This window comes from Lentzea sp. NPDC020367 (assembly GCF_044387305.1).
Lineage (GTDB): Bacteria > Actinomycetota > Actinomycetes > Mycobacteriales > Pseudonocardiaceae > Lentzea.
Window position 1 is genome coordinate 1250695 of record NZ_JBIRVV010000002.1, and the last position, 25656, is coordinate 1276350.

Annotated in this window: 26 protein-coding genes and 1 pseudogene; 12 read left to right on the forward strand and 15 right to left on the reverse strand. The window is 65.8% G+C overall.

Annotated elements, in window-relative coordinates:
• Positions 1–28 precede the first annotated feature (28 nt).
• The 11 genes from ACH413_RS12010 to ACH413_RS12060 all read right to left on the reverse strand — a co-directional run bounded on the left by ACH413_RS12010 (position 29) and on the right by ACH413_RS12060 (position 10431).
• Positions 29–922, reverse strand: a complete 894-nt coding sequence (locus tag ACH413_RS12010; protein WP_360031169.1) for a type II secretion system F family protein — start codon at positions 920–922, stop codon at positions 29–31.
• Positions 919–1824, reverse strand: a complete 906-nt coding sequence (locus ACH413_RS12015) for a type II secretion system F family protein (RefSeq protein WP_360031170.1) — start codon at positions 1822–1824, stop codon at positions 919–921. Before ACH413_RS12015 ends, ACH413_RS12010 begins: the two co-directional genes overlap by 4 nt.
• Positions 1821–3221 (reverse strand): ATPase, T2SS/T4P/T4SS family, encoded by a 1401-nt coding sequence (locus tag ACH413_RS12020; protein ID WP_360031172.1) that lies wholly within the window; start codon positions 3219–3221, stop codon positions 1821–1823. Before ACH413_RS12020 ends, ACH413_RS12015 begins: the two co-directional genes overlap by 4 nt.
• Positions 3218–4033: a chromosome partitioning protein gene (locus ACH413_RS12025; RefSeq protein ID WP_360031174.1), complete on the reverse strand. Its 816-nt coding sequence runs from the start codon at positions 4031–4033 to the stop codon at positions 3218–3220. The genes ACH413_RS12020 and ACH413_RS12025 overlap by 4 nt, the downstream gene beginning before the upstream one ends.
• Positions 4033–4698 (reverse strand): hypothetical protein, encoded by a 666-nt coding sequence (locus ACH413_RS12030; protein ID WP_360031176.1) that lies wholly within the window; start codon positions 4696–4698, stop codon positions 4033–4035. Before ACH413_RS12030 ends, ACH413_RS12025 begins: the two co-directional genes overlap by 1 nt.
• Before the next feature lie 104 nt (positions 4699–4802).
• Complete coding sequence (locus ACH413_RS12035; RefSeq protein WP_360031178.1) at positions 4803–5468, reverse strand: hypothetical protein; 666 nt, start codon at positions 5466–5468, stop codon at positions 4803–4805.
• 180 nt (positions 5469–5648) lie between these two features.
• Positions 5649–6182, reverse strand: a complete 534-nt coding sequence (locus tag ACH413_RS12040) for a hypothetical protein (RefSeq protein ID WP_360031180.1) — start codon at positions 6180–6182, stop codon at positions 5649–5651.
• Between the two features lie 237 nt (positions 6183–6419).
• Entirely contained in the window at positions 6420–7058 is a 639-nt protein-coding gene (locus ACH413_RS12045; RefSeq protein WP_360031276.1) for a prepilin peptidase, read from the reverse strand.
• Positions 7059–7328: 270 nt separating this feature from the next.
• Complete coding sequence (locus ACH413_RS12050; RefSeq protein WP_360031182.1) at positions 7329–8162, reverse strand: SDR family NAD(P)-dependent oxidoreductase; 834 nt, start codon at positions 8160–8162, stop codon at positions 7329–7331.
• A gap of 29 nt (positions 8163–8191) precedes the next feature.
• Complete coding sequence (locus ACH413_RS12055) at positions 8192–9226, reverse strand: GAF domain-containing protein (protein WP_360031184.1); 1035 nt, start codon at positions 9224–9226, stop codon at positions 8192–8194.
• 146 nt (positions 9227–9372) lie between these two features.
• Positions 9373–10431 (reverse strand): LysR family transcriptional regulator, encoded by a 1059-nt coding sequence (locus tag ACH413_RS12060; RefSeq protein ID WP_360031186.1) that lies wholly within the window; start codon positions 10429–10431, stop codon positions 9373–9375.
• Positions 10432–10752: 321 nt separating this feature from the next.
• On the opposite strand from ACH413_RS12060, the gene ACH413_RS12065 reads away from it, so the two are divergent.
• From ACH413_RS12065 to ACH413_RS12080, 4 genes are all read left to right on the forward strand, one after another.
• On the forward strand, positions 10753–11787 hold the full coding sequence (locus ACH413_RS12065) for a radical SAM protein (protein ID WP_360031188.1): 1035 nt from the start codon (positions 10753–10755) through the stop codon (positions 11785–11787).
• The gene (gene tmk, locus ACH413_RS12070) at positions 11784–12437 is read left to right on the forward strand and encodes a dTMP kinase (RefSeq protein WP_360031190.1); all 654 of its coding nucleotides are present in this window, start codon (positions 11784–11786) and stop codon (positions 12435–12437) included. Before ACH413_RS12065 ends, tmk begins: the two co-directional genes overlap by 4 nt.
• Positions 12428–13267, forward strand: a complete 840-nt coding sequence (locus ACH413_RS12075) for an endonuclease/exonuclease/phosphatase family protein (protein ID WP_360031192.1) — start codon at positions 12428–12430, stop codon at positions 13265–13267. The genes tmk and ACH413_RS12075 overlap by 10 nt, the downstream gene beginning before the upstream one ends.
• Before the next feature lie 61 nt (positions 13268–13328).
• Positions 13329–13820 (forward strand): NUDIX domain-containing protein, encoded by a 492-nt coding sequence (locus ACH413_RS12080; protein ID WP_360031194.1) that lies wholly within the window; start codon positions 13329–13331, stop codon positions 13818–13820.
• 3 nt (positions 13821–13823) lie between these two features.
• Here ACH413_RS12080 and ACH413_RS12085 read toward each other — a convergent pair whose 3' ends face one another.
• Positions 13824–14588, reverse strand: a complete 765-nt coding sequence (locus tag ACH413_RS12085) for an aminoglycoside phosphotransferase family protein (RefSeq protein ID WP_360031196.1) — start codon at positions 14586–14588, stop codon at positions 13824–13826.
• A gap of 143 nt (positions 14589–14731) precedes the next feature.
• Positions 14732–15964, reverse strand: a complete 1233-nt coding sequence (locus tag ACH413_RS12090) for a helix-turn-helix transcriptional regulator (protein WP_360031198.1) — start codon at positions 15962–15964, stop codon at positions 14732–14734.
• A gap of 217 nt (positions 15965–16181) precedes the next feature.
• Between ACH413_RS12090 and ACH413_RS12095 the strand changes: the two genes are divergently transcribed.
• The 4 genes from ACH413_RS12095 to ACH413_RS12110 all read left to right on the forward strand — a co-directional run bounded on the left by ACH413_RS12095 (position 16182) and on the right by ACH413_RS12110 (position 19045).
• Positions 16182–16472 (forward strand): hypothetical protein, encoded by a 291-nt coding sequence (locus tag ACH413_RS12095; RefSeq protein WP_360031200.1) that lies wholly within the window; start codon positions 16182–16184, stop codon positions 16470–16472.
• 322 nt (positions 16473–16794) lie between these two features.
• Positions 16795–17751: a DUF5753 domain-containing protein gene (locus tag ACH413_RS12100; protein WP_360031202.1), complete on the forward strand. Its 957-nt coding sequence runs from the start codon at positions 16795–16797 to the stop codon at positions 17749–17751.
• A gap of 94 nt (positions 17752–17845) precedes the next feature.
• Positions 17846–18184 carry a hypothetical protein gene (locus ACH413_RS12105; RefSeq protein WP_360031203.1) on the forward strand — a complete coding sequence of 113 codons (339 nt, stop codon included), beginning with the start codon at positions 17846–17848 and terminating at the stop codon, positions 18182–18184.
• A 15-nt stretch (positions 18185–18199) separates the two neighbouring features.
• A complete protein-coding gene (locus ACH413_RS12110; RefSeq protein WP_360031205.1) occupies positions 18200–19045 on the forward strand; it encodes a helix-turn-helix transcriptional regulator in 846 nt (281 codons plus the stop codon).
• A gap of 81 nt (positions 19046–19126) precedes the next feature.
• Here ACH413_RS12110 and ACH413_RS12115 read toward each other — a convergent pair whose 3' ends face one another.
• Positions 19127–19351, reverse strand: a complete 225-nt coding sequence (locus ACH413_RS12115) for a hypothetical protein (protein WP_360031207.1) — start codon at positions 19349–19351, stop codon at positions 19127–19129.
• Between the two features lie 1460 nt (positions 19352–20811).
• On the opposite strand from ACH413_RS12115, the gene ACH413_RS12120 reads away from it, so the two are divergent.
• Positions 20812–22194 carry a hypothetical protein gene (locus ACH413_RS12120; RefSeq protein WP_360031209.1) on the forward strand — a complete coding sequence of 461 codons (1383 nt, stop codon included), beginning with the start codon at positions 20812–20814 and terminating at the stop codon, positions 22192–22194.
• A gap of 414 nt (positions 22195–22608) precedes the next feature.
• Positions 22609–22935: a hypothetical protein gene (locus tag ACH413_RS12125; protein WP_360031211.1), complete on the forward strand. Its 327-nt coding sequence runs from the start codon at positions 22609–22611 to the stop codon at positions 22933–22935.
• A 116-nt stretch (positions 22936–23051) separates the two neighbouring features.
• Here the strand turns inward: ACH413_RS12125 and ACH413_RS12130 are convergent.
• Positions 23052–23454: pseudogene (locus ACH413_RS12130) on the reverse strand (arsenate reductase ArsC).
• Here ACH413_RS12130 and ACH413_RS12135 point away from each other — a divergent pair.
• Together ACH413_RS12135 and ACH413_RS12140 are read left to right on the forward strand one after the other, a co-directional pair.
• Positions 23405–23644 carry a hypothetical protein gene (locus ACH413_RS12135; protein WP_360031282.1) on the forward strand — a complete coding sequence of 80 codons (240 nt, stop codon included), beginning with the start codon at positions 23405–23407 and terminating at the stop codon, positions 23642–23644. The pseudogene ACH413_RS12130 and the gene ACH413_RS12135 sit on opposite strands and share 50 nt — an antisense overlap.
• Before the next feature lie 122 nt (positions 23645–23766).
• On the forward strand, positions 23767–25650 hold the full coding sequence (locus ACH413_RS12140) for a hypothetical protein (protein ID WP_360031213.1): 1884 nt from the start codon (positions 23767–23769) through the stop codon (positions 25648–25650).
• The last annotated feature ends 6 nt before the right edge of the window (positions 25651–25656 follow it).

Here is a 25656-nt window from a genome sequence, read left to right on the forward strand (position 1 = left end):
AGCTGCGTTAAGTGGCTGATCGGGCCCTTTAGAGCCCTTCCAAGACGTTCAGGACTGCCGGGAAGCCGATGAAGATCAGGAACCCGGCGCAAAGCACGACTACCGGCACGCTCATTCGTTCGGTGGCCGCCTGTGCCTCGGCTTCGGTGAGGGCTAGTTCCCTCGTGCGGAGAGCTCCGGCTTTCGCTGCCAGGCTGGCGCGGACACGAGCGCCTTCGGTGCCGGCGAGGCTCACCGAGGCGGCGAGCTCTGTGAGCGGTCGCACGCCAAGCTCGGTGCCGAGCTGGCGCAGGGCGGCCCAAGGAGTGCTCCGGGTGAGCTTGGCGGTCATGAGGGCTCGACGGAGCTGTTCGAACGCCCAGCCTTTGCCGACTCCGACTGCCACGTTCAGCGCTCCGTCGACACCTGCTCCTCCCGCCAACAGGACCCGGATCAGGTTGAGATAGGCCGACAAGGCGTACCGGAACGTCGAACGGCGTCGTTCGGCTTCCCGACGAACGTGGACGTCGGGCAGGAAGAAGCCCCCGGATGCGAGCGAAACGCTTGCCAGGAAGGGGATCTGCCAGCCGAGCCCTGCGTCGGCGACCAACAGCACCAGCTGCACGAGCGGGGGCAGGAGGCTTCCGGTCACCGCGAGGGCAGCTTTCTCGGCCAGGTGGTCGTCAACGGCTTTGCCGACGACTGCGAGGTCACCTCGAAGCGCCTTGCTGGGCAGTCCGAGCGAGGACAGGGTGTTCACGAACGGCTTGCCGACAGCCGAGGCCCAGCCGTTGGAACCGTCAGAGAGGATCGGCGCAGGTGCGGGTTCAGCCTGCAGCTGGTCGACCAGCGCGCGTAGCGACGGCCGTGGAGGGAAGACGTATGCCGCGAGCATCCACAGCCCGATCCCGATTCCGGCTCCCCAGAGCGCCATGCTGATCATGTCGTCGCTCCCTTGCTGGTGGCCGCTTCGTCCACAACGGACTCAGGCGTGCGGATCGAGCGCAGTTCGGTGAGGAACCGGTCCGACTCGCGGAACCGCGAGATCTTCGTCATCCACGCGAACGCCGTGGCGAACAGCGCGCCGACGAGCAAGAGCGCGAACTGGCCGACCGGGGAGTCGAACGGGCGGAGGTAGTCGCGGTTGAACAGCACAAGGCCGGCTGCGAACACGAGCGTCGTGACGACGATGAGCCGCACGCTGGTCCGGCTGCGAGCGCGCCCGGCATCCACGCGCATCCGCATCGTCGCCTGCTCCCGTGCCTCGACAGCGAGCTCGCCGAGCAGGTCCGCGAGCTGGCGGGCCTGGTGGTCGGAAGCCAGCACGAGTGCGGAGATGACCAGGTCCGCAGTCGGGTCGCGCAGTTGCTCGGCGAGTTCACGAAGTCCCGGTGCCAGGCGCTCGCCGCGTTCCAGCCTCATCGCGAGGGCCGTGATCTCGTCCCGGATCGGCTCCGGGCAGGTGGACGCGGTGGCGATGATCGCCTGTTCCAGACCAGCCGCGGCCATGAGCGTGTCGCGGAGCATCTCCGTCCAGCCGGCGATCGCCTCAATGCGTTCGAGCTGCCGTTGGTGGTCGACGTTCGACGCCAGAATCCGCGGAAGACCGAGCACCGCGGCTGCACACAGGGCGGCGCCCACCACCCAGCCGGTGAACATCCCCACCCCGATGCCGACGAGCAGCACGACGGCGAGACGACCGACGACCTTCCGGTCGAGGTGCATTGCAAGAGCGGCCGGTCGTGCCTCGCCTTCGGGCTGGCCGCGCAGGCCGATGACGACGAGCAGGACGCCGGTAGCGGCGCCGGCACCGAGCAGGGCGAACAGCAGCGTGGTCGTGGTCATGGCGTCCACCAGCCGTCACGCCGGTCGCACAGCTCGGGGTCGTAGCCCGCCTCGACGAGCAGTTCGACGGTGTCGGTTCGCAACGGCGCGGCTGGGACCGCGCGTCGGTCCGGGCCTGGGCGCCAGCACTCGTTGCTGATGATCTGCGCCCCTTCGGCCCCGACCACCTCCCGTACTGACGACACGACGCGCTTGCCGTCGTCGCCACGCGGCTTGTCCAGGTGCACGACGAAGTGAAGCGCCGAGGCGACGAGCAGGTTGGTCGCCTCGATCGGCAGCCGCTCGAGCCCTTGGACGGCGTAGGCGGCGAGCTTGGCGAACGCGCCCTGGCTGGAGCTGGAGTGCAGGGTGCCCATCGAGCCGTCGTTGCCCATGGACATCGCGTTGGTCAGCGGGATGACCTCGGGGCCGCGAACCTCTCCGACGATCACGCGGTCCGGGCTCATCCGCAGCGACTGCCACACCAGGTCCGACATCGAGATCCCGCCCTGGCCCTCGATGTTCGGCTCGCGGGCTTGCAGCGCCACGACGTCCGGATGGAGATCTGGGTCCCCGCCCAAGCCGAGTTCGAAGACATCCTCGACGGTGACGAGCCGCTCCCACGACGGGATGGCCGAGGCCAGGCCGCGCAGCATCGTGGTCTTGCCGATCGACGTGCCGCCGGTGACCAGAACGTTGCGACGGGCACGCACGAGAGCGGACAGGAAGCTCTCCAGCGCCAGATCAATGGTTCCGAGCTCGCGCAGCTCCGCGAGATCCACCGTGGAGAAGCGATGGCGGCGGATCGAGACCGACGGGCGCGCGGTGACGGCCATGACCGCGGAGACCCGTTCGCCGCCGGGTAGCTGGAAGTTCACGATCGGCGAGCCGCGGTCGAACCTGCGTTCCTCCACACCAGACCGGGTAGCCAGGTCTCGGATGAGCTCGATCAGCTCGGTGTCTGACCCGACCACCGGCGGCAAGCGCTTGCGGCTGCCATCGGCGCACCTGACGAAGACGCGCTCGCCGTTGATGTTGATGTTCTCGATCTCGTGGTCGGCCAGCAGCGGCTCCAGACCCGCCAGCCCGAAGACTTCGTCCAGCACCTGTTTGATCAGGCGCAGCTCCACGTCGGGCGTGACCAGCATGCCGCCGGCCGCGGTGTTGTGGAGTTCCGCGCGAGCGTGTGCCTCAGCAGCGTCGGTGAGGATCGCTTCCGCGAAACGCCGACGGTCCTGCGCAGTCATCGGCGGTCGTCCAGCGGCTTCATCGCCATTGATGCGCTGGCCGAGCTGCTCAGTGAGCGCGCTGCGCAGGTGATCGCGCAGCCGCTGCACCGCTGCCGCCTCTCCGGCGACGTGGTGAGGCAGGTCGGACGGCCCGGCCAGGCTGGTGCCGTTGAGATTCGGCGAGGTCATGACGAAGCTCCGTCTCGGTGGGCCACAACGGGCTGCAGCGCGGCAAACGGCGCCAAGTGGCGGGCGGGTTCTCGCGGCTGTGGCACGGTGGCGTTCAAACGCGCGTGCAGACTCAGTGCGAGCTTGAAAGCGGCTCTGCCGAGAGCGGACTTCTTCGGTCCGTTCCTGCCGTCTCCCTGACCGCACAGAGCTTCCGCACCCTTCACGTCGTGCGGGATGTGTGCCATCACCGGGACGCGCAGCTCCTGGCACACCTGGTTCAAGCTGAGGCCTCCCCCGACCAACACCAGGCAAGGCCGTGGCGACCACTGCTGAGCGGCCTGGAGCTTCAGCGCGACACGGGCGAGTTCCTCCTCCCGCGGACGGACGACAAGCAGCATCGCGTCAGCGCTGCGGATGACCGACAGCGACGGAGAAGCCGGGTCTACTCGCCCGCAGTCGGCGATCACGACGGTGTCCGGCCGATCACCAGTGCGCCGCAATGGCGATGGCGGGCCTGTCGCCAGCAGGCTCAGTGCTGCGCGAGCTTGCTCAGCTCCGACAGGTCCAGGGACCACTCGAAGTCCGCCGGGGAGGAACTGAGCGTGCTGGACGAGCTGGTCCGGGTCGAGGTTGCCACGGGTCCGGGTCGAGGCGGCCAAGCCGACCAAGGTCGGCTCGGGGCTCAGCCGGAATCTGGTGAGCAGGTCACCTCCGGCAGGGTCGGCCTCGACGACGACCGGGACCTCAGGACCAGGCCAGCGGGCGCCGAGCGCCACGGCGAGCGTGGTTACGCCCGGAGAGGCTTTCAAGGAGCTGACGGCGATGAGCATCAGCGGTTCCCTCCTGCGATCGCGAGCAGACTCACCTGGCCAGCCGGCGCCAGCAGCAGCGCCCGACCGTCTGTTTCGGACATTCGCAGCGAGACGACGGTGGTCTGCTCGTTCTCGCGTCCCGAGACGCCGAGCACCACCGCGGTCCAAGACTTCGCGGCCACGTCCGGTGTTCCTTGTCCTGTCGCCAGCAGAACGGCCACGGTCGTGCCTGCCGACAGGTCGGGAGGAAACTGCCCAGGCTTGAGCCCGACCGCGGCGATCGCTTTGCCCTGCTCGGGAATCTGCGGAGCGCCGAGCATCGACCGCGTCACCAGGGTCCCCTCGGGCAGGCTGTAGGCGAGAGGCTGCCCGACGGTCGTCGGTGCGGCCGAAGCAACGATCACGTCCATCCCGACGTCGACCGCGACGGCGATTGGGCGAAGGTCCTGCGCGGCCAGGACTTGGCCTGCCGTGACAGGCCGTGACAGGGCGAGAACGCTCTCCCTGTCTCCCAGCTCGGTTGCGAGCACCGCTCCTCCGAAGCCACAGGCAGGAATCAGCACGAGTCCCAGCAGCAGATGTGGAATCCGACGGCGGCGGCCGGTCCATCGCTTACGTGTCTTGCCGTCGCGTGCGACCCACGTCGAGGTCTGGGACGGCGTTTTGGTGTTGGTCGCGGTCATTTTCGGGCCCCCTTTTTGGCATGGCTCCATCGAGACACGTCGGTTGAGCAGTTCGACGTGCCTTGAACTAGCGGATGTTTTTGACGAGCTGAAAAGCGAAGGGATCAGCCGGTCGTGATCCCCTGGCTCTCGGCCACGCGGAACGAAGCCGAGGCGGTGGTCGACAGGTTCGGGAACGTCCCGCTCTGTCCCGCGCCGGACCAGGTCACGGTCCACTGCACCTTCACGCTCACCAGGAAGGCTTGCGCCGGCCGCCCAGCTGAGGAGGACCTGTACGTGTGCCCGCAGTCGGGTGAGGCGCTCTTCGGGTCACCTCCGGCAGAGAACGGCGTTCCCGAGCTGGTGCACGTCACCGAGCTGCCGTCGCCCATCGACCAGGTGGCGGACTGAGGCTTCGCGGTGGCCGTGACCGACACACCTGGCACAGACGCCCTGGCCGAGATGTCGCCCCAGCTGTCCCGGTCCAGCCACATCCAGGTGGGCAGGTTGACCAGCTGCTCTCCAGCCGGGTTCGCGCGGATCTTCGGCATGGGCAGCCGCAACCGCTTGCGTGCCATCTCCGCGACCTGCTCCGGGCTGGGCGGCGGAGCGTCAGCACCTGCTGGAACCCAGATCGGACCGCGGGAGTCCGGGTCCTTCCCGTCCGGGGAGCACAGCAGCATGAACCACCCGCCGGGCTCCTTCGGCGTCTCCTGACCGGGTCCTGGTCCAGCGGGCACGTACCGGCAGCCGAGCAGTTTGTCGTCGCCGTTCTGTTCCTGGCCGCCCACCGGGCGCTGACCGTGACTCGTCGAACCGTCCGGGCGTCCTCCAGCCGAGACCTGGCACCAAGGCGACGACTCCTGAGCGCAAGTGGTTACGCCCCAGGCATCATCCGCAACCACAGGTGGTGAAGCGACAAGAAGAAGCGCTACCGCGAGTGCCACGGGAACGATTGTTCGTCGCATCGCTCAACAACTCCCGATCTCGTGGACGGCGTAGTCCGAGACCTTCCACGTGCCGTCCGGCTGCTTGTCGACCGCGGCCTTGATGAGCCGCCGTCCGCCCGGTACGTCGTCGGCGAGCAGGTCGCTGTCCTTGCGGTACTTGAGCCAGTTCGTCGAGTCTCCGCAGTCGGTGATCACGACCCTCGTCGGGACGTCCGCCGGCTGCGCGTCCGACACCTTCGGGTCGAGGATCGGTTTTCCCTTGCTCACCAGGCCTTTCTCCCGATCCGACCGCAGACTTCGTTTCAGCTTGTCCAATGCAGCGCCAGCCGCGTGCTGCCCGAGCAGCTGTGAGTCCGGGTCCGCAGTGGTTCCCGCATCGGCGAAGCCCTCCCACATCCCTCGGTAGGCGCTGCCCGCGTTCGTACGCGCCAGCTCGGCCGGCTTCGCTACGGAGGTCGTCTCGGTCGGCGAGGTGGACGGCGCAGGTCCTCGGTCGCATGCGCTCGCCGCTACCAGCACGCCGCCAAGCGCGAACAACGTCGTGGTCTTCTTCATCGCGGCCTCCATGTCGGCACAGTGGAAGTTGGCGTCGAGGTGGCCTCGTTTGGGGGCACGGAGACCACCTCGACTCGGACGCCCGGAGTAAATGTGACTTCCGGGCGGAGTTCTTCGGCGTGCGCGAGCAGCACGATGAACACGAAAGTCGCGCAGGCACGGTGAAGCGCTCTTGGCGCTTCGTAGGCGATGACGGGATCGGTTTCCGCGAACGGCAGGCACATCACGCAGCCTCCGTCAGGCCTGCAACATCACGTAGACGGCTCCGCTGAGGAGTGCCGGCCCGAGCGCTACTGGATCGTGACGACCAACCCGCTTCGCCACGAGCAGCATTCGCATGACGATCCAGACCAGCAGCAAGCCCACGGCGAGTCCTAAAACGACACACATCCAGCCGCACCAACCCAGGTACAGCGCCAAGGCCGCGGTAAGCGTGACGTCGCCGAACCCGAGCTCGGCAGCAAACCTCTGGTAGAGAGCCAATCCGGCCATGAACACGACGACGCTGGCAACTCCCGCTCGAAGCAGCGGCGCGAAGTCGCGCTGCGACAAAGCCTCGGCACTGATCAACACCAGGCCGCCGAAGAACAACGCGCCGACGACCTTGTGCGGCAGGAGATGACGGATCCAATCGACCAAGGCGAGCACAGTTCCCACGATCAGCAGCCACGCCATTGGCTCCGCAGGCCGCGGTGCCACCAGCGCTACATAGGTCAGCGAGGAACCCAGAAACAGGCTCGCAGCAAGGGAAGTGGTCTTCGCGGGCCAGCTGCCCCACGGCCAGGACACCGGCTCGCACCGCGTGATCGAGCAGGCGGTGAGCACCACCAGCGGCCCCGAGGCCAAGCCGAGCAGACTGTAGGACAACGCGAGCATCACGCCCTCCAGTTGAAAGTCCGAAGGGGGTGATCAACGCCGGCAGGTGCAACAACACGTTGCGGAGCAGCAGAAGATGGTTGCTGGTAGCGGATGGTCGCCGAGACATCGTGATCCCCGATCGCGTTCGAGGCCAGCCCAGGACTGCCTCACGTCTGCGTTTCAGGGATCAGCTCGATAGCGACAAAGCCAACCCAATCGGAATAGTCCGATTGGCCTAGCGTAAGCAGTGACGGCGATCACGTCAACCGGTATCGCCGAACCTGCTCGTCACTGACCGCGGCGGCGCCCGAGCAACCGTTCCGCAAATGGCATCAGATCTTGGTAGTGGCCGCCGGCAAGACGAGCGAGGACAGCCACCATGCGCGCGTCGGCCCCCACGAAGACTCGCGCACGGCGACGTTCAGCTCCACTTAGGACGATCAGCGCCGCCTCCTCCGGTTCGGTGCGGGCGACCTTCTTCTCGAAGCCCCTGACAACGGCGTCCCGGTTCTCTGCGGCCGCGAAGGTTCCGTTGCTGACGATCGAGGTCCGCACACCGCCAGGGAACACGCATGTCACCGAGATCCCGCTGCCGGCATCGGCGAGCTCCTGGCGCAACGCCTCGCTGAAGCCGCGGACCGCGAACTTCGACGAGTTGTACGCGGTGTACTTCGAGGTCGCCACGAGGCCGAACGCGCTCGAAAACGTGACGACCCGGCCGCCCGTCGACCTGAGGATGAACGGGAGGTGTGCCTTGACGGTGTACATCAGCCCCTGCCAGTTCACCGCCATGACGCGCTCGATGTCGGCGACGTCGGAGTCGAGCAGGCTGCCCCGGTGGATGACTCCGGCTGCCGCGAACACCGAGTCGACCCCGCCCAACTCGGACTCGGCCACCTCCGCCGCGGCCCGCAGCCCTTCCCAGTCCGTCACGTCAACGACCTGCGCAAGCGCTCGCGCCCCGATCGCCTCGCAACGGCGGGCCGTCTCCTCCAGTCCAGCGGCATCGCGATCGAGCAGCGAGAGTCGAGCTCCACGTCGGGCGAGCTCAACGGCAAGTGCGCGACCGATTCCCGCACCAGCGCCGGTGATCACCGAGACCTTGTCCTCGAAACAGCTCAAGATCCAGCACCTTCCCCGTGGCCGGCAACTCAGCCGACCTTCCCACGTTCGGACAGGGTCAGGGTGACGAGCGCGGCGGTGGTGTGCTGGTCCAACGCCATGAGCGCTGCGGAGACGTTCGTCGTCATCCAGCCGCCGTCCTCCGCTCGAAGCCGCAGCACCCCCTTGGCCCGGCCACTCGAAGCCAGCTCGTCGGAGAGCCCGAGCGCGGTGCGCAGGTCCTCGCGGTGGATGCCGGGGCGATGCGACGTGCCAAGGGTCCACGCGACGCCGGGCATGGGGTTGTCGACCCACTTCAGGAGTCGCATCGTGCGGAGGTCGACGATCGCCCGCCAACGCCCCGGTCTGGCCTCGGCCGCGAGGACCTGCTGAGCGAGCAGGACCGGCATGGGTGGCGGCGCAGCCGGCACGGCCTCGGCAGGCCCGATGTCGTAGGTGATCCCGCGAACGACGAGCTCGACCCGGCCACCTGGAGTCTGCGCCTCCACACACCGGCACGCGAAGCGCACCGCGCGCCTGACCCCGTCATCCCGGTTCACGGTCCAGGTGGCCAGGTGCTCCGCACCCGCGGTCGCGTTGACTATGAGCGCCAGCGCCTTCGACTCGTCCGAGTTGGTCTGGAGCCGCTGGTAGGCGAAGAGCTCAGCCAGGTCATGCTCGTTTCGCCACCTGTCCGCCCGCGTCCCGTAGAGCCGCAGCAAGTCGTCGGACCTGCTGCTGACGTGTCGCGCGAGGTTGATGTGCCAGGCGCCGGCGGCAGGCCGCGGCGGCGGATCTTCGCCCAGCGGCCCCACCCACAGCTGGACGCCGTGGACAGCCTCACCGCCATAAGCGAGCAGCGGGTAGGCGATCACTCGACGTTTGCCCGTCGTTGATCGCGCCTCGACCCGCTCGCGCCCTATGACCACTCGTGCGATCGCGCCTAGCACGTCTGGGAGAAATGGCCCCCGTCCGAGCACTGAGTGAACCGACACCATGTTCTTCGGGTTGTTCCCGACCGCGAGCACCGTCGGCTCCTGCCGAACCCCGCCAAATGTCTCGACCAACAGCCAGTCAGCCGCCATCGCTCCGTCCCCCCGGTCGAAGATTGGCCTGCTCAGGCAGGCTAACTCCGCCAACCGGGCTTCGCTTGGAGCTTCTCCAAGAAGCTGACGCTGCGACTCTCAGTTCATTCAGTTGAGTGAATCACTTAGTTGGGAGCATCCAACTTCTACCCAGGCAGGGCTGTCGACACTGACCCAGCGGGGCTGGCTTCGGCGAAGGCCCTCCACAGGAGGTTGAGTGGGTGGTCCGCGGCGTAGCGAACGCGCTCGCCCTTGCGCGCGAAGATCCCGGTGACGATTTCAAGAGCGGGTTCGTAGTCGTCTGCCAGCTCGATCTTGCGAAGGCCACGGCCAGGCAGCCGACCTTCGAGGACCGCGTCAGCAACTCGTTCGGTCGTGATCATGCAGCCGTGCAGCAGCTCGGCGTTGAGCAGGTTCAGACCGTAGTTGAGGGAGTCGATGTCGGCGATGACGTCGAGTTTGCCGCGGTAGTCGGGGCCGTACCAGCGGCCGAGGAACTGAGCCAGAAGGCCCGCCGTCGGGGCGAGCAACGGCAGGCTGGGCAGTTTGCCAACGGACACCGGGGTGTCCGGCAGCTCGCGCGTGGTGAGGTTGGTGAGCAGCGCGACTCCTTCTCGGTGCCATTCGAGGAAGTCGTAGTCGAGCTGGGGCGGCTGTCCCACGAGGGCCGAGAAGCTGCCGCAGACCATGTCGACCTTCTTCGCGTCGAGCTTGCGCCATAGATCGCGGGTGCGGACGTGCTCGATGTTGAGCTGGATTCCGCGGCGCTCGAAGTCCTCTCGCAGCCCTGGCCACACAGCTCCGAGGAACTCGACGGTGAACTCGGTGGTGCCGAAGGTGACGGTGGAACCAAGCCGTCGTCGGCTGCGGTGCAGGCTGTCCGTCCACGAGGCCAGAGTCTGAATCGCCAGCTCGACCACCTCCTCGCCTGACTGCGTGAAGAGGAAGTCCTTACCCCGCCCCTGTTTCACCACGAGCGCCTCGCCGACGAGACGGGTCGCCGCGCGGTTGAGGTTGTCGATCTGCTTCTGCACGCTGGATTGCTCGCGTCCCAGAACGCGCGCCGCGCGCTGAGCCGTGCCGGTCGTGTGCACGACGGCGAGGGTGCGGAGCTGATCGAGACTGACGTCGAGCATCTCTGGCGGGCACATCAGCAACGTCGCCAGCAGTTCCTCAACATCGACTTCGTCTCCGGTGTCGGGCACCGTCACCTCCGGGTTTCAGCGGACCGAGGAACACGGCCTGACGTGCGTGTTGTCCGGTCAAACAATTGAGTTGTTGCTGTTCGCAGTTGTACTCGAACTATCCAAAAGATGTCCACTCGGACATCTAAAGTCGCTCTACTGTACTTCCGAACATCTATTCGGGGTGCTCGATCCAGCACTCGATCATCAGCAGCATTGGCGTGTCGCCTGCTGCGGACGAGGAGGTTCACCATGACCGGGACCCGAAGCATCGCCGAGGCCGCGCTTGCCAGCTCCTGTTACTTCCGGACCACAGTGGACAGTCCGAACCGCAAGGCTCTGGTGCAGATCAACGAGGACTGCAACCTGCGCTGCGCCCATTGCTTCGTGTCTGCGACCCGCGTCGGCAAACAGATGCCGCTGGACAAGATCGTGGCCAATGTGATCCCTCAGCTGGCAGAAGCCCGAGTCGAAAGGGTCACGCTCACCGGCGGCGAACCGACGATCCACCCTGACTTCATGGCGATCGTGCGCGCCTTTCGCTCGGCTGGCATGGACGTCGGGATCTGCACGAACGCCACCACCCTCGCTGACGAACAGATCACCGAGCTCGCCGAACTCGACGTGCACTGCAACGTCTCTCTCGACGGATTCGCCGCCAGCTCGCACGGGAAGTTTCGCGGCGATCGAGGCAGCTTCGACGTCACGGTCGCCACCGTGAAGAAGCTGGGTGAGGCCGGGATCCTCCAAGGCCTGCTGTGCACGCCGAACTCCTTGGCACAGAACGAGGAGTACGCCGCTCTGTGCGAGTTCGCCCGCGCCAACGGAGCGCGCTACGTCCTGCTCAACCCGCTGGGCAGCATGGGCCGGGGCGTCAAGTCACAGGAGCGGCTCGCGAAGACGACGATGCACATGCAGGAGATACATGCGTTGACCGAGCCGTTCGCCGGTCCGGATCTCGACATCGCGCACATCCGCTTCCCGAACACCGCCGGCAAGCCGCTCTCGGGCTGCGAGGCTGGAACGATCATCTACGTGTTCACGCCAGGGGAGGTAACGGTGTGCCCGTACCTGGTGTTCGCTGCCAGAACACCAGCGTCCCAGCACGCCGACACCGAGTTCATCGTCGGGAACGTCTTCACCGACACGGACATCGCTCGCCGTCTGGACAACTACCGATTCCACGACCGCTATCAGGTCGGCACCAACAGCACCTGCGGCTCGTGCTCAATGGCGTCCGGCTGCGGAAAGGGCTGCCCTGCCGCGGTCGTCGCGTCCGGCGGACGAATCGGCGATGTCGATGCGGAGCAGTGCCCGGTCACGACGACTGGTCAGGTTTCGGCGGAACGTCGGCTGCTGCCGCTGATGCCGGCATGACCACCCTCCTGGACGAGCCTCGGCGATTGCCGGGAACGCTGATCACGCTGGACGGCCCTGGCGGTGCGGGTAAGTCCACCGCAGCGAAGCTGATCGCCGACGCTTTGGCCGCCCAAGGTCTCCCGGTACACCTCACCGCGCAGCCTTCGCGCGCTCCGCTGGGCGAACTCGCGCGGTACGGCACGGATACCTATCAGGGAATGGCTCTGGCCTGCCTGTGCGCGGCTGACCGCCACCAGCAGCTCGATGCTGAGATCAAGCCCGCGCTGCGGGAGGGACAGGTGGTCGTCTGCGATCGCTACGTCGCCTCCTCCATCGTCCTGCAGGGGCTCGACGGCCTGTCCGCCGAGACCGTGTGGCAGCTCAACCGCGGGATCTACCGACCGGACCTCTCCGTCGTCCTTAACGGCGACCCCGCCGTGATCGACCATCGACTCCGGGCACGCGGCGGACACAGCCGCTTCGAACGCGCCGAAGACAACAGCGACATGGAGTCCGGGCTCTACGCTCACGCGGTCGTGGACCTGCAGGACAAAGGGTGGCCCGTCGAAGTGTTGGACTGCACCTCCGACGATGCGGCCACGATCGCGGCGAGGATCCTGTCCCTCGTTCACCACGTGCTTGAGGAGAAGATCGCGGTATGTCCCTGAGCCTGCTCACCGTCAACGTCGGGGCCCCGTCCGTCGAGCGCGCTCAACGGCAACTGCGGTGGCTCGCAGCACGTCCCGAGGACGTCCTGGTCCTGACCGAGACCAAAGCCACCGCAGGCAGTGAGTTCCTAGCGAAGACCTTCGCGAACGCCGGGTACTCGGTGACCTTCCCCGAGCACGCCCCAGGCGAGCTCGGCGTGATGATCATCAGCAAGATCAGTACAACGCTCGATCCACTTGGCGCAGCGCTGGACTACCTGCCCGCCCGCGCCGCCGGCGTCGTCATCGACACCGATCAGGGCCAACTCCGCGTCATCGGCGCCTACGTGCCGTCCCGAGACGCCACCGAGGAGAAGACCGAGCGCAAGAAGACCTGGATCGTCCGGTTCCACGAAGCGCTGAACCGGACGGCGTCGAACACACCGGTGTTGCTAATCGGCGACCTCAACGTGCTCGAACCCGATCACCAGCCCGCCCACCGCGGCCAGTTCGCACCATTCGAGTACGACTTCTACACGGACCTCACCGAACGGCACGGCCTCGCCGACCTGTTCCGACAACTGCACCCTGACCAGGTCGAACACAGCTGGGCCCGCCGCCCCGAACTCGGCTACCGCTACGACCACGCCCACGGGTCGCCAGCCCTCGTCGACCAGCTCGTGACGTGCGAATACGTCCACGAGACCAGAGAAAACACCGACGACGGCACCCGCCTCACCGATCACTCGGGACTCGCCGTCCGGTTTGGGCTGAGCGCAAACCGAACGCTAACGTCTGACCCCGCCAAGGCGGTCGACGCGCTCACCGAACCGGAGCCGACGCTCTTCTGATCTCCGGTACCCACTCGCGCAGGCTGCCGCCCGCCAGCCGACCGCGAGGAATGCCTGCCGGATGTCCGCCACCGTCACCACCCCACGAATCGGCGCACGGGTGCTGCTGCTCGACGCCGACGACCGCGTGCTACTCATCCACGCCTGCGACCCGCAGGACCGCGGCCACGACTGGTGGGAGCTTCCGGGCGGCGGCATCGACGAGGGCGAGAAGCCTGAAGATGCCGCTCGCCGAGAGGTAGCGGAGGAGACCGGACTCGTACTTCCGACGCTGGGACGCAAGCTGTGGGTCCGGGAGTCCCGCTTCCACTACAAGGGCCGCGACCATCACCGTGTCGACCACGTGTTCTTCTGTCGCATCACGGACACGGCGCCGAAGGTCGCGCTCAAGCCCACCGAGAACGAAAAGGCCGGCCTGATCGAGCGGCGCTGGTGGTCTGCCGCCGACCTGCGCGCCTCCACCGCCAAGCTGCTTCCGGCCACGCTCTCCGTTCTGGTGGACGACCTCTTGGCGGGCACCTTCAGCGCATCGCCGCTCAGCCTGTCCGACTGACCCTCAGAGAATGAACCACCTGGAGCTCGGGTCGTCGTCCAGCTGCGCGATGCGCCGATGCACCTCCTCGGCCTGCGGACTCCCCACGGCCGACTTCCGAGCGTTCGTCGTGATCATCCTCAGCTCACGCAGGTCCCTGAACGTGCTGTAGCCGGACCATTCGCGGACGTCACGTCCGTAGCGCTCGCAGAACTCGTCGTACTCGGTGTGCGCGAACCCGAACCTGCGGCAGTGGACCTCGATCGTCACGAGATCCCACTCCACGGGGCCGAACACTGCACTCTCCCAGTCGATGAGGACCGCCACCTGAACATCGTTGTCCCATAACGTGTTTCGGTGCTGCGGATCGCCGTGGATGAGGTGATCCCGAGTCGCATCAACGTGCTTGAGCCGGAGGCGAAGAGCTTCGAGCCGCTCTTCCAGCAGCGCCCGTTCGCCATCCGAGAGCAGCGCGCTGGTCTCGATCGAGCGCCGGATCGCACCTGGAGCGTCGAGCCGCGGCAGCTCGAACGGCACATTCTCCAAGCCGTGCAAGGACAACAGCGGTTCCGCGATTTCCCAGGCGGTGATCGCTCGGTCTTGCGGAAGAAACCGCCACAGGGTGACCGCACAACCAGCGATCTGAAGCGGCAGTTCAATGTCGAGAAGCGTGGCCGTGGGAACCCGGGACGCTGTCAGCCAGCGCACCAACTTGACCACGTCTTCGGTGTGCAGGATGCCCGGACGAACGACCTTGATGACCACCGGCGCTGTGGCCAGCAGGTACACCGCGTTCGTCTGGTGTCTCAACAACGTCATGCCTGCGGGATCGAGGCCTGCACGACGGCATGCCTCGATCGCGACGGGTCTTGTGCGGTCCGGGGTGAACGTGGATTCGGTGAGGTTCGGCAGGTTGCTGATTGCCACCGGCGTCAACCATCGCCCTTCGTCGCTCCTACGAGCTGGCGGAGTTCGGTGACCGTCGGACGTTCCCACCTCTGCGTCGGGATCGCCTGTACGACGTCGGTGGCGCGCCTGAGCACGATGCGAGTGCGGTGCTCGTCCGGCAGGCTGCACAGGGTCTCGACTGCCAGCGAGCACGCGTCGTCGATGTCGCCGTCAACAGCCTCGCCGACCGCTTGGTCGAGCCTGATTAGGGCGGGGTCGATCACGAGCGTCGGATCGCTGCGGTAGCGCTCCAGCGCTTCTTGCTGCACGTGGCGTGCCCGCGAGAATTCACCCATGTAGGTGAGCGTGCCGGACAAGTACAGCAGCAGGCGCTTGTCGTTGAACTCGAAGGCGGCATCCGTGGAGCGGAAGTCGAGTTGGTCGACTATCCGCTGAGCGGTGGCCATGGCGCGCTCTGCGCCCTCGGCATCGCCGAGTCGGGCAAGGGCACGACCTTCAGCTGCAGCAGCAAGAGCGTTGGCGCTGCACACAATTCCGGTAGAGAGCGCCTGGGCTTCCCTCGCCAAGGACACCGTGCGATCGAGACGTCCGTAGTAGTACGGCAGCATCGCCTCCTGTGCCCGGACCTGAGCACGCAGCTGACCATCCGTGGTGTCGTCAGCAGCAAGACGAGCGGTGCCGTACCAGTAGCGCGCTCGATTGGTGTCTCCGAGCTTCATCAGGGCGTCGGCGCTCAACAGCGCCAGCACGGCCGTCGCCGTGGACAACCGTGCCTGCACGCGGGCTGACTGCCGATCGTCTGCGAGCTGATCCACCTCAAGCAGCTCGGGCATCAGCTCGTCGAGCATCTCAGCGGGCGGCGTATGGGTGTAGCTCTCGATCCGGTCCGCAACCCGTTCCTCGATCTGCGCCAGGCGTTCCATTGAACCGAGCCCTTTCGACAGCGTTCGGTCAACACGTTCACGCGTGCGGTCGATCCGTGCAAAGAGGTCGCCGTGGGATGCCGGACGTGCGGGCCAGACGATCGAGACTTCGGCGGTAGGCAGCTCTTCAGACGAGGCGAGCAAGCTGTTCAGCTCGCTGAGGGAGATCTCCAGAGCAGCGGCGAGGGCGATGCGGTGGTCGGCTTGCGGCATGTCCGTGCCCCGCCAGCGCGAGACCGTCGACCGGTCGACGCGGACCTTCGCCGCCAACGAGTCGATCGTGTAGCCGGCGTCTTCGCACGCCTTGATGAACTTCTCTCGCTTAGCGCTCATCGGCCCACCTCCCGTCATCCCCCAACCTACGGTAGCGGATACGCGTTCTTGCAGGTCAACACCCACATGCATATGAAATGCGTACGAACTGCGACCACTTTGCGCACTGAATGCTCTGTTCGAATGACGTCGCTCCCACTTTCCTGGAAAAACACACCTGGCAGCGGATGAACTCTCGTCGATCTGCCGGTGACCCACGTGAGGGCAGGTGGTGAACGTGACCAAGCGAAAGGCGTCACCGAACGTCGCCAAGGCGGCGCGAGAGGCACCCAGCGGAGAAGACAAGGTGGTGGCAGTCGTCGTCGAATTGAAGCTGTCACAGGCCAAAGTCCTCGCGAGGGCGGCTGTCGTGGTCACATCCGCTTTGGACTGCAGGGAGGTCAACGCCGCGGAACAGGGGCTGCTCGTGTTTCGCGGAGCCGTCGCCAGAGCCCTTGATCGAGACCGGACGTGCGAGTCGCCGAAGCAGCTGCAGTCGCTCGGTCAGCCTCACAAGCGCGCGAGCTGATCGGCCGAAGGTGACCAACGATGAGCAACCAGGTCCTGTTCAGGGAGTTGCGGCAGCGCCTCACCGATCACCTTGATCTCGTGTCGAGGGTCGCGGTCGAGGGTGACGCCGCATCCGTCGTCCCGATGATGCAACGGGAGGTTCCCCGGCTCGTGGCAGCACTTCACGCGTTTGTGGACGAGCACACCGCCGATGAGAACGGCGACTGCAGGAAGTGCCGCAGCGGACCGTTCTGGCGCAGAACGCCTGCACCATGCCGAATGCTGCTGACGGTCCATCTCGCTGTTGGCGCGGCCGAAGCCACAACGCGAGACCGCGTGTTGTGGAGCGCCCGCAGGCGACACCGGCTGCCGGAGCCCTCAAGGAACTGACCAAGTTTGATCTTTTCGCACCAGCACAAGGAATGCGCATGCCAAAGAGGTACTCCACCGCGCGTGGACGGGAGTTCGGCGCTGGCGTTCGAGCGGCGATCGGGCGTACGGCGATGACGTCGCGCGAGGTCGCCGAGAAGCTGAAGTGGCAAGAGGCCAAGGTCTCGGACATGGTGAACGGCAAGGGTGGAGTCAGCCTCCTCGACATCACGTTGCTGCTCGGCTTCTGCCAGAGCCCGGCAGATGAGCGCGAGCACTTGCTTGCGCTCTACCCCGAAACTCATCGTGAAGGCTGGTTGCAGGAGCACGGCAAGTGCACGCCGATACGGCCTCACACCGTGTGCAGCAACCTTGCGGCAGCCAAATCATTGGTCGGTTGGCAGCCGCACGTGATACCGACCTTCCTCCGTACGACTGCGTACATGTGCGCACTGTTGACCTCGTCCGCCACCGTGCAGTCAGAAGAGTTCAAGGATCGGCTCGGCGCGATGCAGGAGCTGCAGCAGTTGCCTGTCAGAGGTCTCGACTGCACGTTCTACATCCACGAGCTCGCGCTCGATCTTCAGGTCGGCGAGCTCGAAGTACATGTCGATCAGTTGCTGCATCTCCTGGTTCTGTCCAACCGCAAGCGGATCAAGATCCACGTGGTGCCGACATCCGCGGGAGCACACGCCGGCGTGGCCGGGCCGTTCACACACCTGTCCTTCACGAAGTACGAGTCGCTGGTGCTCCTGGAGCCCGAGAACTCCAGCATCTTCATCGAGCAGCCGGAAGCGGTTGCGGGCTACGAGTCGGTCATTGAAGCGCTCAGCAAGACCAGCCTGGACGAAGCCGAGTCGAGGGCCTTGATCAGCGTCTGCACCGCACGCCTCAAAGAGCGTCTAGGCGATCCCTTTCCATCGTCATAGGCGAGGAAGTCCCTCGCCGTTCTCCCAGCACGGAAGCGAGCAAGCAGTGACAGCAGTTGGAACACACGAGCTGACCGAAGCATCCGCCGAAGCCGTGGCGACGCAACTGAAGAACGCGATCGAGCGGGGGTTTCGCGAAGACCCCAAGCTCCGCCGAGCGGTCCAGCGCGAAGTCGACTCCAACGTCGGCTTCGGACCGCCGTACCTCTCGCTCCCCTTCTCGCTGGTGGTTCTCGCCGTACTCCTGATCAGCGGATTCGGCGGGTTCCTGACGGCTGCGTCGGCGCGAAGCTGGTGGTTGTGCGTGCTTTTCGGAGTGCTCACGACCCTCGGAGTCTTCCTGCTCGACCAGGTGCGGCTGATGCAGCGGCGCGACACGGCGCTCAAGGTCGGCCTGTACCTCGACGCCAAGAGCCGCAAGGCTTCCGCGTAGGACGAATGCACGATCATGCCGAAGGATTTCCGGGCCACTGCGCTGGAACGGGCTGTGGGCCGGGAGCTGCGCGGGTGGCGGGATGAACGCGAACTGAGCCTGACCGAAGCCGGCAAACGAGTGGGGTTCAGCAGCGCCAAACTGTCCACGATGGAGAACGCGATCCAGCCCTCCACGTCGATGGACATCATGGCGCTGGGCTACGTCTACAAAGTACCCGTTGACGAGTGGCAGGCGACCTCTGCCAGGGCTCAGCTCGCCGTAGCGCTTCGAACGGGACTTCAGGCCGCTCCTGCGATCTTCGATCCGACGGAGGACTTCCCGCTCCTGTTCGGTGACGCGATCCAGCTCCGTGCTTTCGCCGGCGAAGCGGTTCCGAGCGTGTTCCAGCTCGCCGGCTACTCGGCCGCGGTGACACGGAACGGTGACCCTCAGAAAGCCGCACACGTGGCCCGCGTTCACGAGGTGTGGCAGGAGCGATCCCACGCCAAGGACCCGCTCGCAATCGAAGCAGTGGTCCCCGAGGCGGTGCTGCGCCAGGTCATCGGTGGTCCGCGCATCATGAAGGCTCAGCTGCTCCGGCTCATGGAGATGAGCGAGCGTCCAGAGGTGTGCGTTCGAGTCATACCTCTGGACGCGGAGGCGTATCCCGCGACGGGATGCTCGTTCACGTGGCTGAGCTTCCCCCACCTTCAGTACGACGACGTCGTGTACACCGAGATGTTCCTGCGCTCCGAGTACGTGGAGGGTGCACACAAGATCGAACAAGTGCGAGACCGGTTCGACACGCTGCAGCGCATGACCCTCGACGAGGGTGAGTCGATGGAACTGATTGCTGAGGTTGCAGCGGCTCTTCGTTGACTCTGGACAACCGGCCGCAGGTCCGCCGGTGGCGGGCAGCCTGCACAAGCGCTGCCCACCACCGATGCACGACGACCGACCTCAGATGCTCGAGTCTGGAACCGTGGCCGGGTACGGGGCGTGCTCGTTCATCGGCGCAGGCGCGTGAACCACTTCGGGGTTGCTGCACGTTTCCACTGGAGGACGACCGATTTCGATCCCCAGGAACTTGACGTGCACGCCCGAAAGCGCGATCGCCCCGATCGTGAACCCGACGAGGATGATCGTGTGGACGACTGCCTTCCTGCTTCCGATGACGAGCCGCAACGCCCGGACCGTCACCGAAGCGCCGGCCCCGTCGTTGTTCTGGTCGCGGGCAGTGTCCCCAGGGGAACGTCCTCGTGTCCTTCGGATGGAATGAAGCTGCTTCGGCGTTCGGGAACCCGGAGTTCGCCGTACGCTCATGGTTGCCTCCCTGTTGAGATGCCTCTGTGAAACGGGATGTGTCAGCGGGGAAGTACGACGGACCACCTGCTCCAACAGGAGGTTCGTCTCCCCGTCCGGGGGCCGCATTGCTGTGCGGTCCCCGGACTCCTACCGGCAGTCGCCATCGCGACAGAAGCCGGCAAGACAAGGTGGGGTGCTGATCGTCCGGCGGAACCCTGACCTGCCGCTCACCGGTAATCGGTGGCGTGCGCGGAGGTCCGGCTCTGCCTTTCGCTGATCAGTTCGGCAGCGGCCGGTACACGACGGTTCTCCGCCGAGTGCAGCTGCGCGTCCGAGCTGCTAAGTGCACGGCATCGAAGAGCCCGGGCAAGACCGTCGAGGGGTTCGCGAGCACGGTCATCGCGTTCCTCCGATCGTGGCGACTCGTCGCGTAGACAGGCCAACTGCACCTACGCGGGCGCCAGTGTGACACAAGTCACGAAACATTCTGCCGGGCTCCTCGATTTCTTGCATGTGCGGTTCAGGGCGGACCCATTCCGACCGATAGTCATCCGGTGGCTGCAAGCGCCGGAGCTTCCGATCGGATGCATCAGTATCACCCATCTCAGCAGCAGTTCGCTCGCAGGTCCATCATCCAGCAATCGAAGATCAAGAAGTGGACGACCGCCTGACCAACGGTGATTCCACTCGACATCCACAGCCAGGAGCAGCCGACCACCAGCAACACGAATAACAATACGACCATCCGGTATGCCGCCAGCCCCTCCACTCTGATCACATAACCGCAGGTCAAGCACCCCACCATGCGCCCAATCGGGCTACACCGCTTGCCATGCGCCCACCAAGCAGTGGAATGTCTGCGATGCAGAAACTCGCTCGAACCAGGTAATGTCTGAAATACAGAAACTCTCGACGCGCCGCTCCTCAAGGTTCAGGGCAGGCGCCGAAAGACCAAGAAAGTCGCGCCTTGGCTGCAAACCTGCGGGCGTCACTTTCCACAGAGATTTGCTGGATAACTGGACAAGCCCCTCTGTCCACTTCGGATGCGCCAACAAAATAACGGCACGTCAGACCCAGCGACCCCAAGGAGTCGCAACAAACTTCCCCGCGACCGACACCGCGTCGGCAGCAGGAGCGACAAACACGCTCCGACACATCGCTGTGTTCTTCGTCACTCGTTTGGGGTAGTGCCTGCGACACACGAACGCGGAGGGTGCACCAACCTGGTCTCTGGATGAGGCATGCTGTCGGTCCGCCTGCGAGCGCGTCGCCAGCCACCATCGGCCCGCTCGCAGGCCTTCTGTCAGCTCGTCGGGGAGCTAAGGAACCTGGGACCACCGATGGATACGCCGGACGAGCCGAAGAACCCCAACGTGCCTGGGCGCCAGCTGCCCCACTGCGTGGAGGACTTCGGCCCGAGGTCGACGCTGAGCGACGCCGAGAAGGAGTTCGTCGTCGACGTCGTCAAGATCCTCTGCTCGCACTCCGAGCGCGGAACCATGCGCAAGTTCATCCTGTGGGCCGAGAAGCATCCCGATCGGCCCGACTGGGTCAGGAACTCGCCGACCAGCCTGAAGAACACGCTCTACAGCGCCCTCGGCTGCTCGTCGAAGAAGCTGCTGCCGTGGCCGGCGTTCGAGTGGATCCTGGCGTCGTCACTCGAAGGCAGCGACGACCGCGAAGAGGTCGAGTTCTCCCTGGCTCACAGGTACTTGAAGCTCACCGGCCGCTACCCGGAGGGCTACGTCAACCCGGACAGGCCGCTGCCGGGATACGAGTCCATGACCGTGGACGACGCACCGGACATCCGGACGAAGGCCCGGCTGCTCGCACTGGAGCTCGAACGCAAGAACCAGTTCATCGACGAGACGACCGAACTGGTGCGGAGTCTTCGGGGTCAGGTCGACTCGCTGTCCGCAGGACGCGAGCGGCAGGCGTTGCAGCACAAGACCGCCGAGATCGAGACGGCGGTCAGCACCCTCCAGCTGGCGATGCACGAGCTGCGGGCCCGTTCGAGCAGGCGGATCTTCGACCTCGAACGAGCTGGGACTCGTTCGGCGAACTACGTAGCGGTGCTCAGCGCATGGATGGACACCTACAACCTGACGCACGACGAGTTCACCACCGACGTGCGCAAGCTGAACGTCCACAGGTACCCCGACGCCCAGGTGCCGCGGATCCTCACCGCCCCTCCTCAGCCCAAGTACCGAGCCGTGACCAGGTGGGTCTCGGTCTACCTGCGCGCGTTCCTGCTCGCTCGGTACGGCCCCGACCTCGAAGCCGCCCACATCGACGACTCGACCGGACAGCTCTCGGCGCTCATCGAGCACGGGTTGTTGCCTTCGCAGGCCGCGGTGCAGCCGCTCCTCGACGCACACGGCTTCCTCAACCGGTTCGTGCCGCGCATGCTCAGCGAGGCCCTGGCGGAATGCAGCGGCCGCGCCGCCGAACGCGCGAGCATGGCGGAGACCGCGGTCATGGACGCCCTTCCGGCAACGGACACCGGCGGCCGCAGGGCGCCCGTCGTTCTCGGCCGGGGATCGCCCACCACTGCTCTCGCCCGGATACACGACTTCGCGGAGGCGCAGGTGCGAAGGAACGCCAACGCCCAGACGGTCGTGCTCCGACTCAGCGATCTCACCCACGAAGGCATCACGAGCACAGACGACCCTGCCGACGACGTCATCGCCCGGCTCCGCGACTTGGAAGCGCGTTCCGCCTGACACTTTCGTGGTGGAAGCCGGTCCGACAACAGAGGAACATCGCCACACGCGTCCAACCGAACATATGTGCGAATCCGGTGATAGGTTCTCGCGTCATGGATCGACAGCTGCTCGAACCGTCCCAAATGGACGGTACGCTCACCTACAGGTACGACTCGACTGGACGGCCAGTGGCCCTTTTGCCGGCGAGGTGCAAACTCGGACGGCACACACTCAGCCACTCCCAGTTCCGGGCGGTCGTGCGCGACGGCGAGGCTCACATCAGCTGCCTCGCCTGCGCGACCAGTGGCGCTGACGATCTCTGGCGGCTCGTGGCCTCATCGCCCGCCCCCGCCAGTGCCGAACTGTCCGAGGAACGCTACTTCGAGCTCGCCCTACACCGCGCGAACCGAATGTTGTCCACGGCAGGTGTACGTGACGCTTAGAAGCCCGTACACCAACTGGGAAGGCGATGATGTCCACGGCCGGAGAGTCGTCCTCACCGGCGTCGGGGTCAGGCTGGACCGTCTGTTCGCCCGCGTCGCCGGGACACCCCGACATGTGATCGAGACCGGGTTGGACATGACCGGCGAGGTGCGCGGCAGACTGCACGGTCGCTTCCCCAGCATCGATGGCGGCTGGTACGGCGTCGTGAACTACGAGATCGGCTATGCCGACGGCCGCCCCCAGAAGGTGTACCTGGTCGACCAACTGGTGCCGTTCCACGTGCTGCGGCCACTCGGCGAGACGAAGCCGCGCTGACAGCCGGAGCCAGGCCGTTCGGGTTGCCGTCAGATTCCCGGTGAGCAGGCAATACACAGGGTGACACGTCCTTGGTCACGCGGTACCGACAGCCCACAGCAACGTGGTCACGCTGTTCAGCCCCAGTGGTCCGCGGGCAGGAGTTCACGGAGCAGAACCTTGACGCGGGTCTCGATGTCATTGCGGATGGAGCGGACAGCGTCGATGTTCTGATCGGCGGGGTCGTCGAGCTCCCAGTTGAAGTAACGCTTGCCGGGATGGACCGGACAGAAGTCGCCGCAGCCCATGGTGACAACCACGTCGGCGGCGGTGATGGCTTCGACAGTGAGCGGCTTGGGGAACTCCCGAGCCAGGTCCAGGTTGAGCTCAGCCATCACCTCCACGACAGCGGGATTGAGCTCGTCGGTCGGGGCTGACGCGGCCCTGAGCGTGGTGGCCGAGCAAGGCGGCCATCTGAGAGCGGCCCGCGTTGCGGACGCAGACGAACAACACGTCGGGCGAGCACGTGGACGCGATCATCTTGGCCACCGGCTACCGCCCCGACCTGCCGTACCTGAGCGACCTCGGTACCGACCACGACCGCGGCCTCTCCCGCCGCCACCGCAGACTCGGGTTCGTCGGCCTCGAATGGCAACGCAGCCTCTCCTCCGCCACTCTGCGCGGCGTCAGCCGCGACGCGGCGTACGTCGTCCGCCGCCTGCTGAAATGAACGATTTGTGACAGCGGATGAACGTCCACCGATGAAGTGATTGCACTTCTCAAGGGGTTCTCAACAAGGCGAATCGGGAGATAGCTTCAGCGCCGGGTCGGGTACAGGAAGAGGGGTCGCGGGTGCCGTACGCAGTGTGGGTCGAGATTTCCGACCCGGATCCCGGAACCTCCGACGAAGTCACCCAGGCCCAACGCCCCGAGCTGATCATGGAGATCATCGAAGCGGGCTGGGAGATTCCCACCGACCACGCCGACGACGAAGTCCGCGACATTCTCGATGTCCGCGTTCTCACACACCCCGCCGGCGCCTTCATTTGCCTTGCCGTCGCCGTGGACCGGTTCGAGGTGGCAACCGAGTGCGGAACAAGCCTCGCTCACCACATGGCGAGCACACCGGCCCTCTTCGGCTGGACCCTCGACTCCCTGCGCGTGGAAAAGCTCGAAGCACCGCAACCGTCCGGCAGTTGGCTGCCCGAACTGAACGACGACACACCACGTTGGCCGGTCGCCACTTACCTTCCCCGCGAGTTCCAGGAGATGTCGGCGCAATACCTGATCGCCGCGGCGGTCCGCCACATCACCGACCCGACCGGCAAGACCGAACGAGCCGCAGACGCCGCCGACCTCATCTCCGGTGCCGTCCGCGAACACCCGTGGGATCGCGAAATCGTCGGCACACTCGGCGCGCTCCTGGTCGCCGCATGCCGACGCGAAGCGGCAACAGGCACGCGACACCAACTGATCGCCCGCGGCGAAGGCGATCCCGAACTGGCAGAAGCGCTCCTGCTCACCGTCCGGAACGACTTCGACTCGCCGTCGACCGATTACGACGACGACCGGATGCGCGGGCACGTCCTCATCGAGGAGTTCAGGTCAAGCCACGGTCTCCGGGACGACGAGTCGACCGACGCCGAACCGTCCGAGGAACGGTGGCGTGACCAACGCCGCGCACTGTTGTGGGCAGGCTTCCGGGTGCTGGCCACGTTCGGCAAAGACACGCTGGAGCACGCCCGCTCACCGTGGCTGTGGCTCTCCGCTCTCGACAGCGATGCGGTCGACCCGTTGGTGAACGAACTGGCGGAACGAGACAGCGACAATCTCGAAGAGTCCGACGAGGAAACGGAAACCGAACTCGCCACCGCCGCCGACGCACTCCTCCTCGTGCGCTTGGCGTTGCTCCACCCCGAATTGCTCGAACAACAGCATCCCGAGCTCCACTCAACACTCGGTGACACCGAGATGACGACGGGCCCGCTCCACCACGTCGTGTTCTACGCGTTCATGGCTTTCGGAGCCGCCCCGGTTCAGGCCGTCGCGGCATCGCCCAACGATGAGGCCGCGCAGCTCCTCCTACCCGTGCTGCAAGCGATCGACGCCGAGGAAGGCGACGCCCTCGACGGGCTCTACGGCGTCGTGAACGAACTCCTCCCACAGCCAGGAGCGATGCCCGACGAGTGCAGGCGAAAGACGACGGCGACGTTGCGCTTCCTGACCGCCATCGCGGCCGAAGCAGGTCCGACCCGCACCGATGAAGTGGCGCGCGAACTGTTCCGCCATCCCGTCGAGATGGCGTGCGCGATCGTGTACAGCGACGACGACGACAATGTCGTCCGAGCGCTCCAGGTGCGCGCCTTGGCCGCAGCAGCAGCGATCGACGTGACCGTCGTCGGCCGGCTCGCCGGAGAACTCCGTGCGCTGGAAGGCACGGACCCGCGCGACGAACCGGCACTCCGCGCGGAAGCCCTCAAGTGGTGGGGAGACACCCTCAAAGTCGTACAACGACTTCAGCTCGACGAGAGCCTCGACATGGCTGCCCTCACGTGCCCAGATCCGGGAGCTGATCTGCTCAAGTTGGTGACTGAGCCAGAGAACGAGGCTCAGTCCGTTCTGGCCGGCATGTCCACCAGAACCGCCGTCGTGGCGATCGTGCAGGCGGTATCAGCGTTGTGCAGTGCGCTGGAGAGTCCCGAACTCGCGTACGAACTTCTCTCGACGTGGGACTGACGGGCG

Coding starts and splice junctions, on each gene's coding strand:
- ACH413_RS12110 (WP_360031205.1), top strand. CDS start 18,200: ATGCCGAAGGATTTCCGGGCCACTGCGCTGGAACGGGCTGTGGGCCGG.
- ACH413_RS12075 (WP_360031192.1), top strand. CDS start 12,428: ATGTCCCTGAGCCTGCTCACCGTCAACGTCGGGGCCCCGTCCGTCGAG.
- tmk (WP_360031190.1), top strand. CDS start 11,784: ATGACCACCCTCCTGGACGAGCCTCGGCGATTGCCGGGAACGCTGATC.
- ACH413_RS12055 (WP_360031184.1), bottom strand. CDS start 9,226: ATGGCGGCTGACTGGCTGTTGGTCGAGACATTTGGCGGGGTTCGGCAG.
- ACH413_RS12010 (WP_360031169.1), bottom strand. CDS start 922: ATGATCAGCATGGCGCTCTGGGGAGCCGGAATCGGGATCGGGCTGTGG.
- ACH413_RS12040 (WP_360031180.1), bottom strand. CDS start 6,182: ATGAAGAAGACCACGACGTTGTTCGCGCTTGGCGGCGTGCTGGTAGCG.
- ACH413_RS12015 (WP_360031170.1), bottom strand. CDS start 1,824: ATGACCACGACCACGCTGCTGTTCGCCCTGCTCGGTGCCGGCGCCGCT.
- ACH413_RS12025 (WP_360031174.1), bottom strand. CDS start 4,033: ATGCTCATCGCCGTCAGCTCCTTGAAAGCCTCTCCGGGCGTAACCACG.
- ACH413_RS12090 (WP_360031198.1), bottom strand. CDS start 15,964: ATGAGCGCTAAGCGAGAGAAGTTCATCAAGGCGTGCGAAGACGCCGGC.
- ACH413_RS12020 (WP_360031172.1), bottom strand. CDS start 3,221: ATGACCTCGCCGAATCTCAACGGCACCAGCCTGGCCGGGCCGTCCGAC.
- ACH413_RS12080 (WP_360031194.1), top strand. CDS start 13,329: ATGTCCGCCACCGTCACCACCCCACGAATCGGCGCACGGGTGCTGCTG.
- ACH413_RS12120 (WP_360031209.1), top strand. CDS start 20,812: ATGGATACGCCGGACGAGCCGAAGAACCCCAACGTGCCTGGGCGCCAG.
- ACH413_RS12045 (WP_360031276.1), bottom strand. CDS start 7,058: ATGCTCGCGTTGTCCTACAGTCTGCTCGGCTTGGCCTCGGGGCCGCTG.
- ACH413_RS12030 (WP_360031176.1), bottom strand. CDS start 4,698: ATGACCGCGACCAACACCAAAACGCCGTCCCAGACCTCGACGTGGGTC.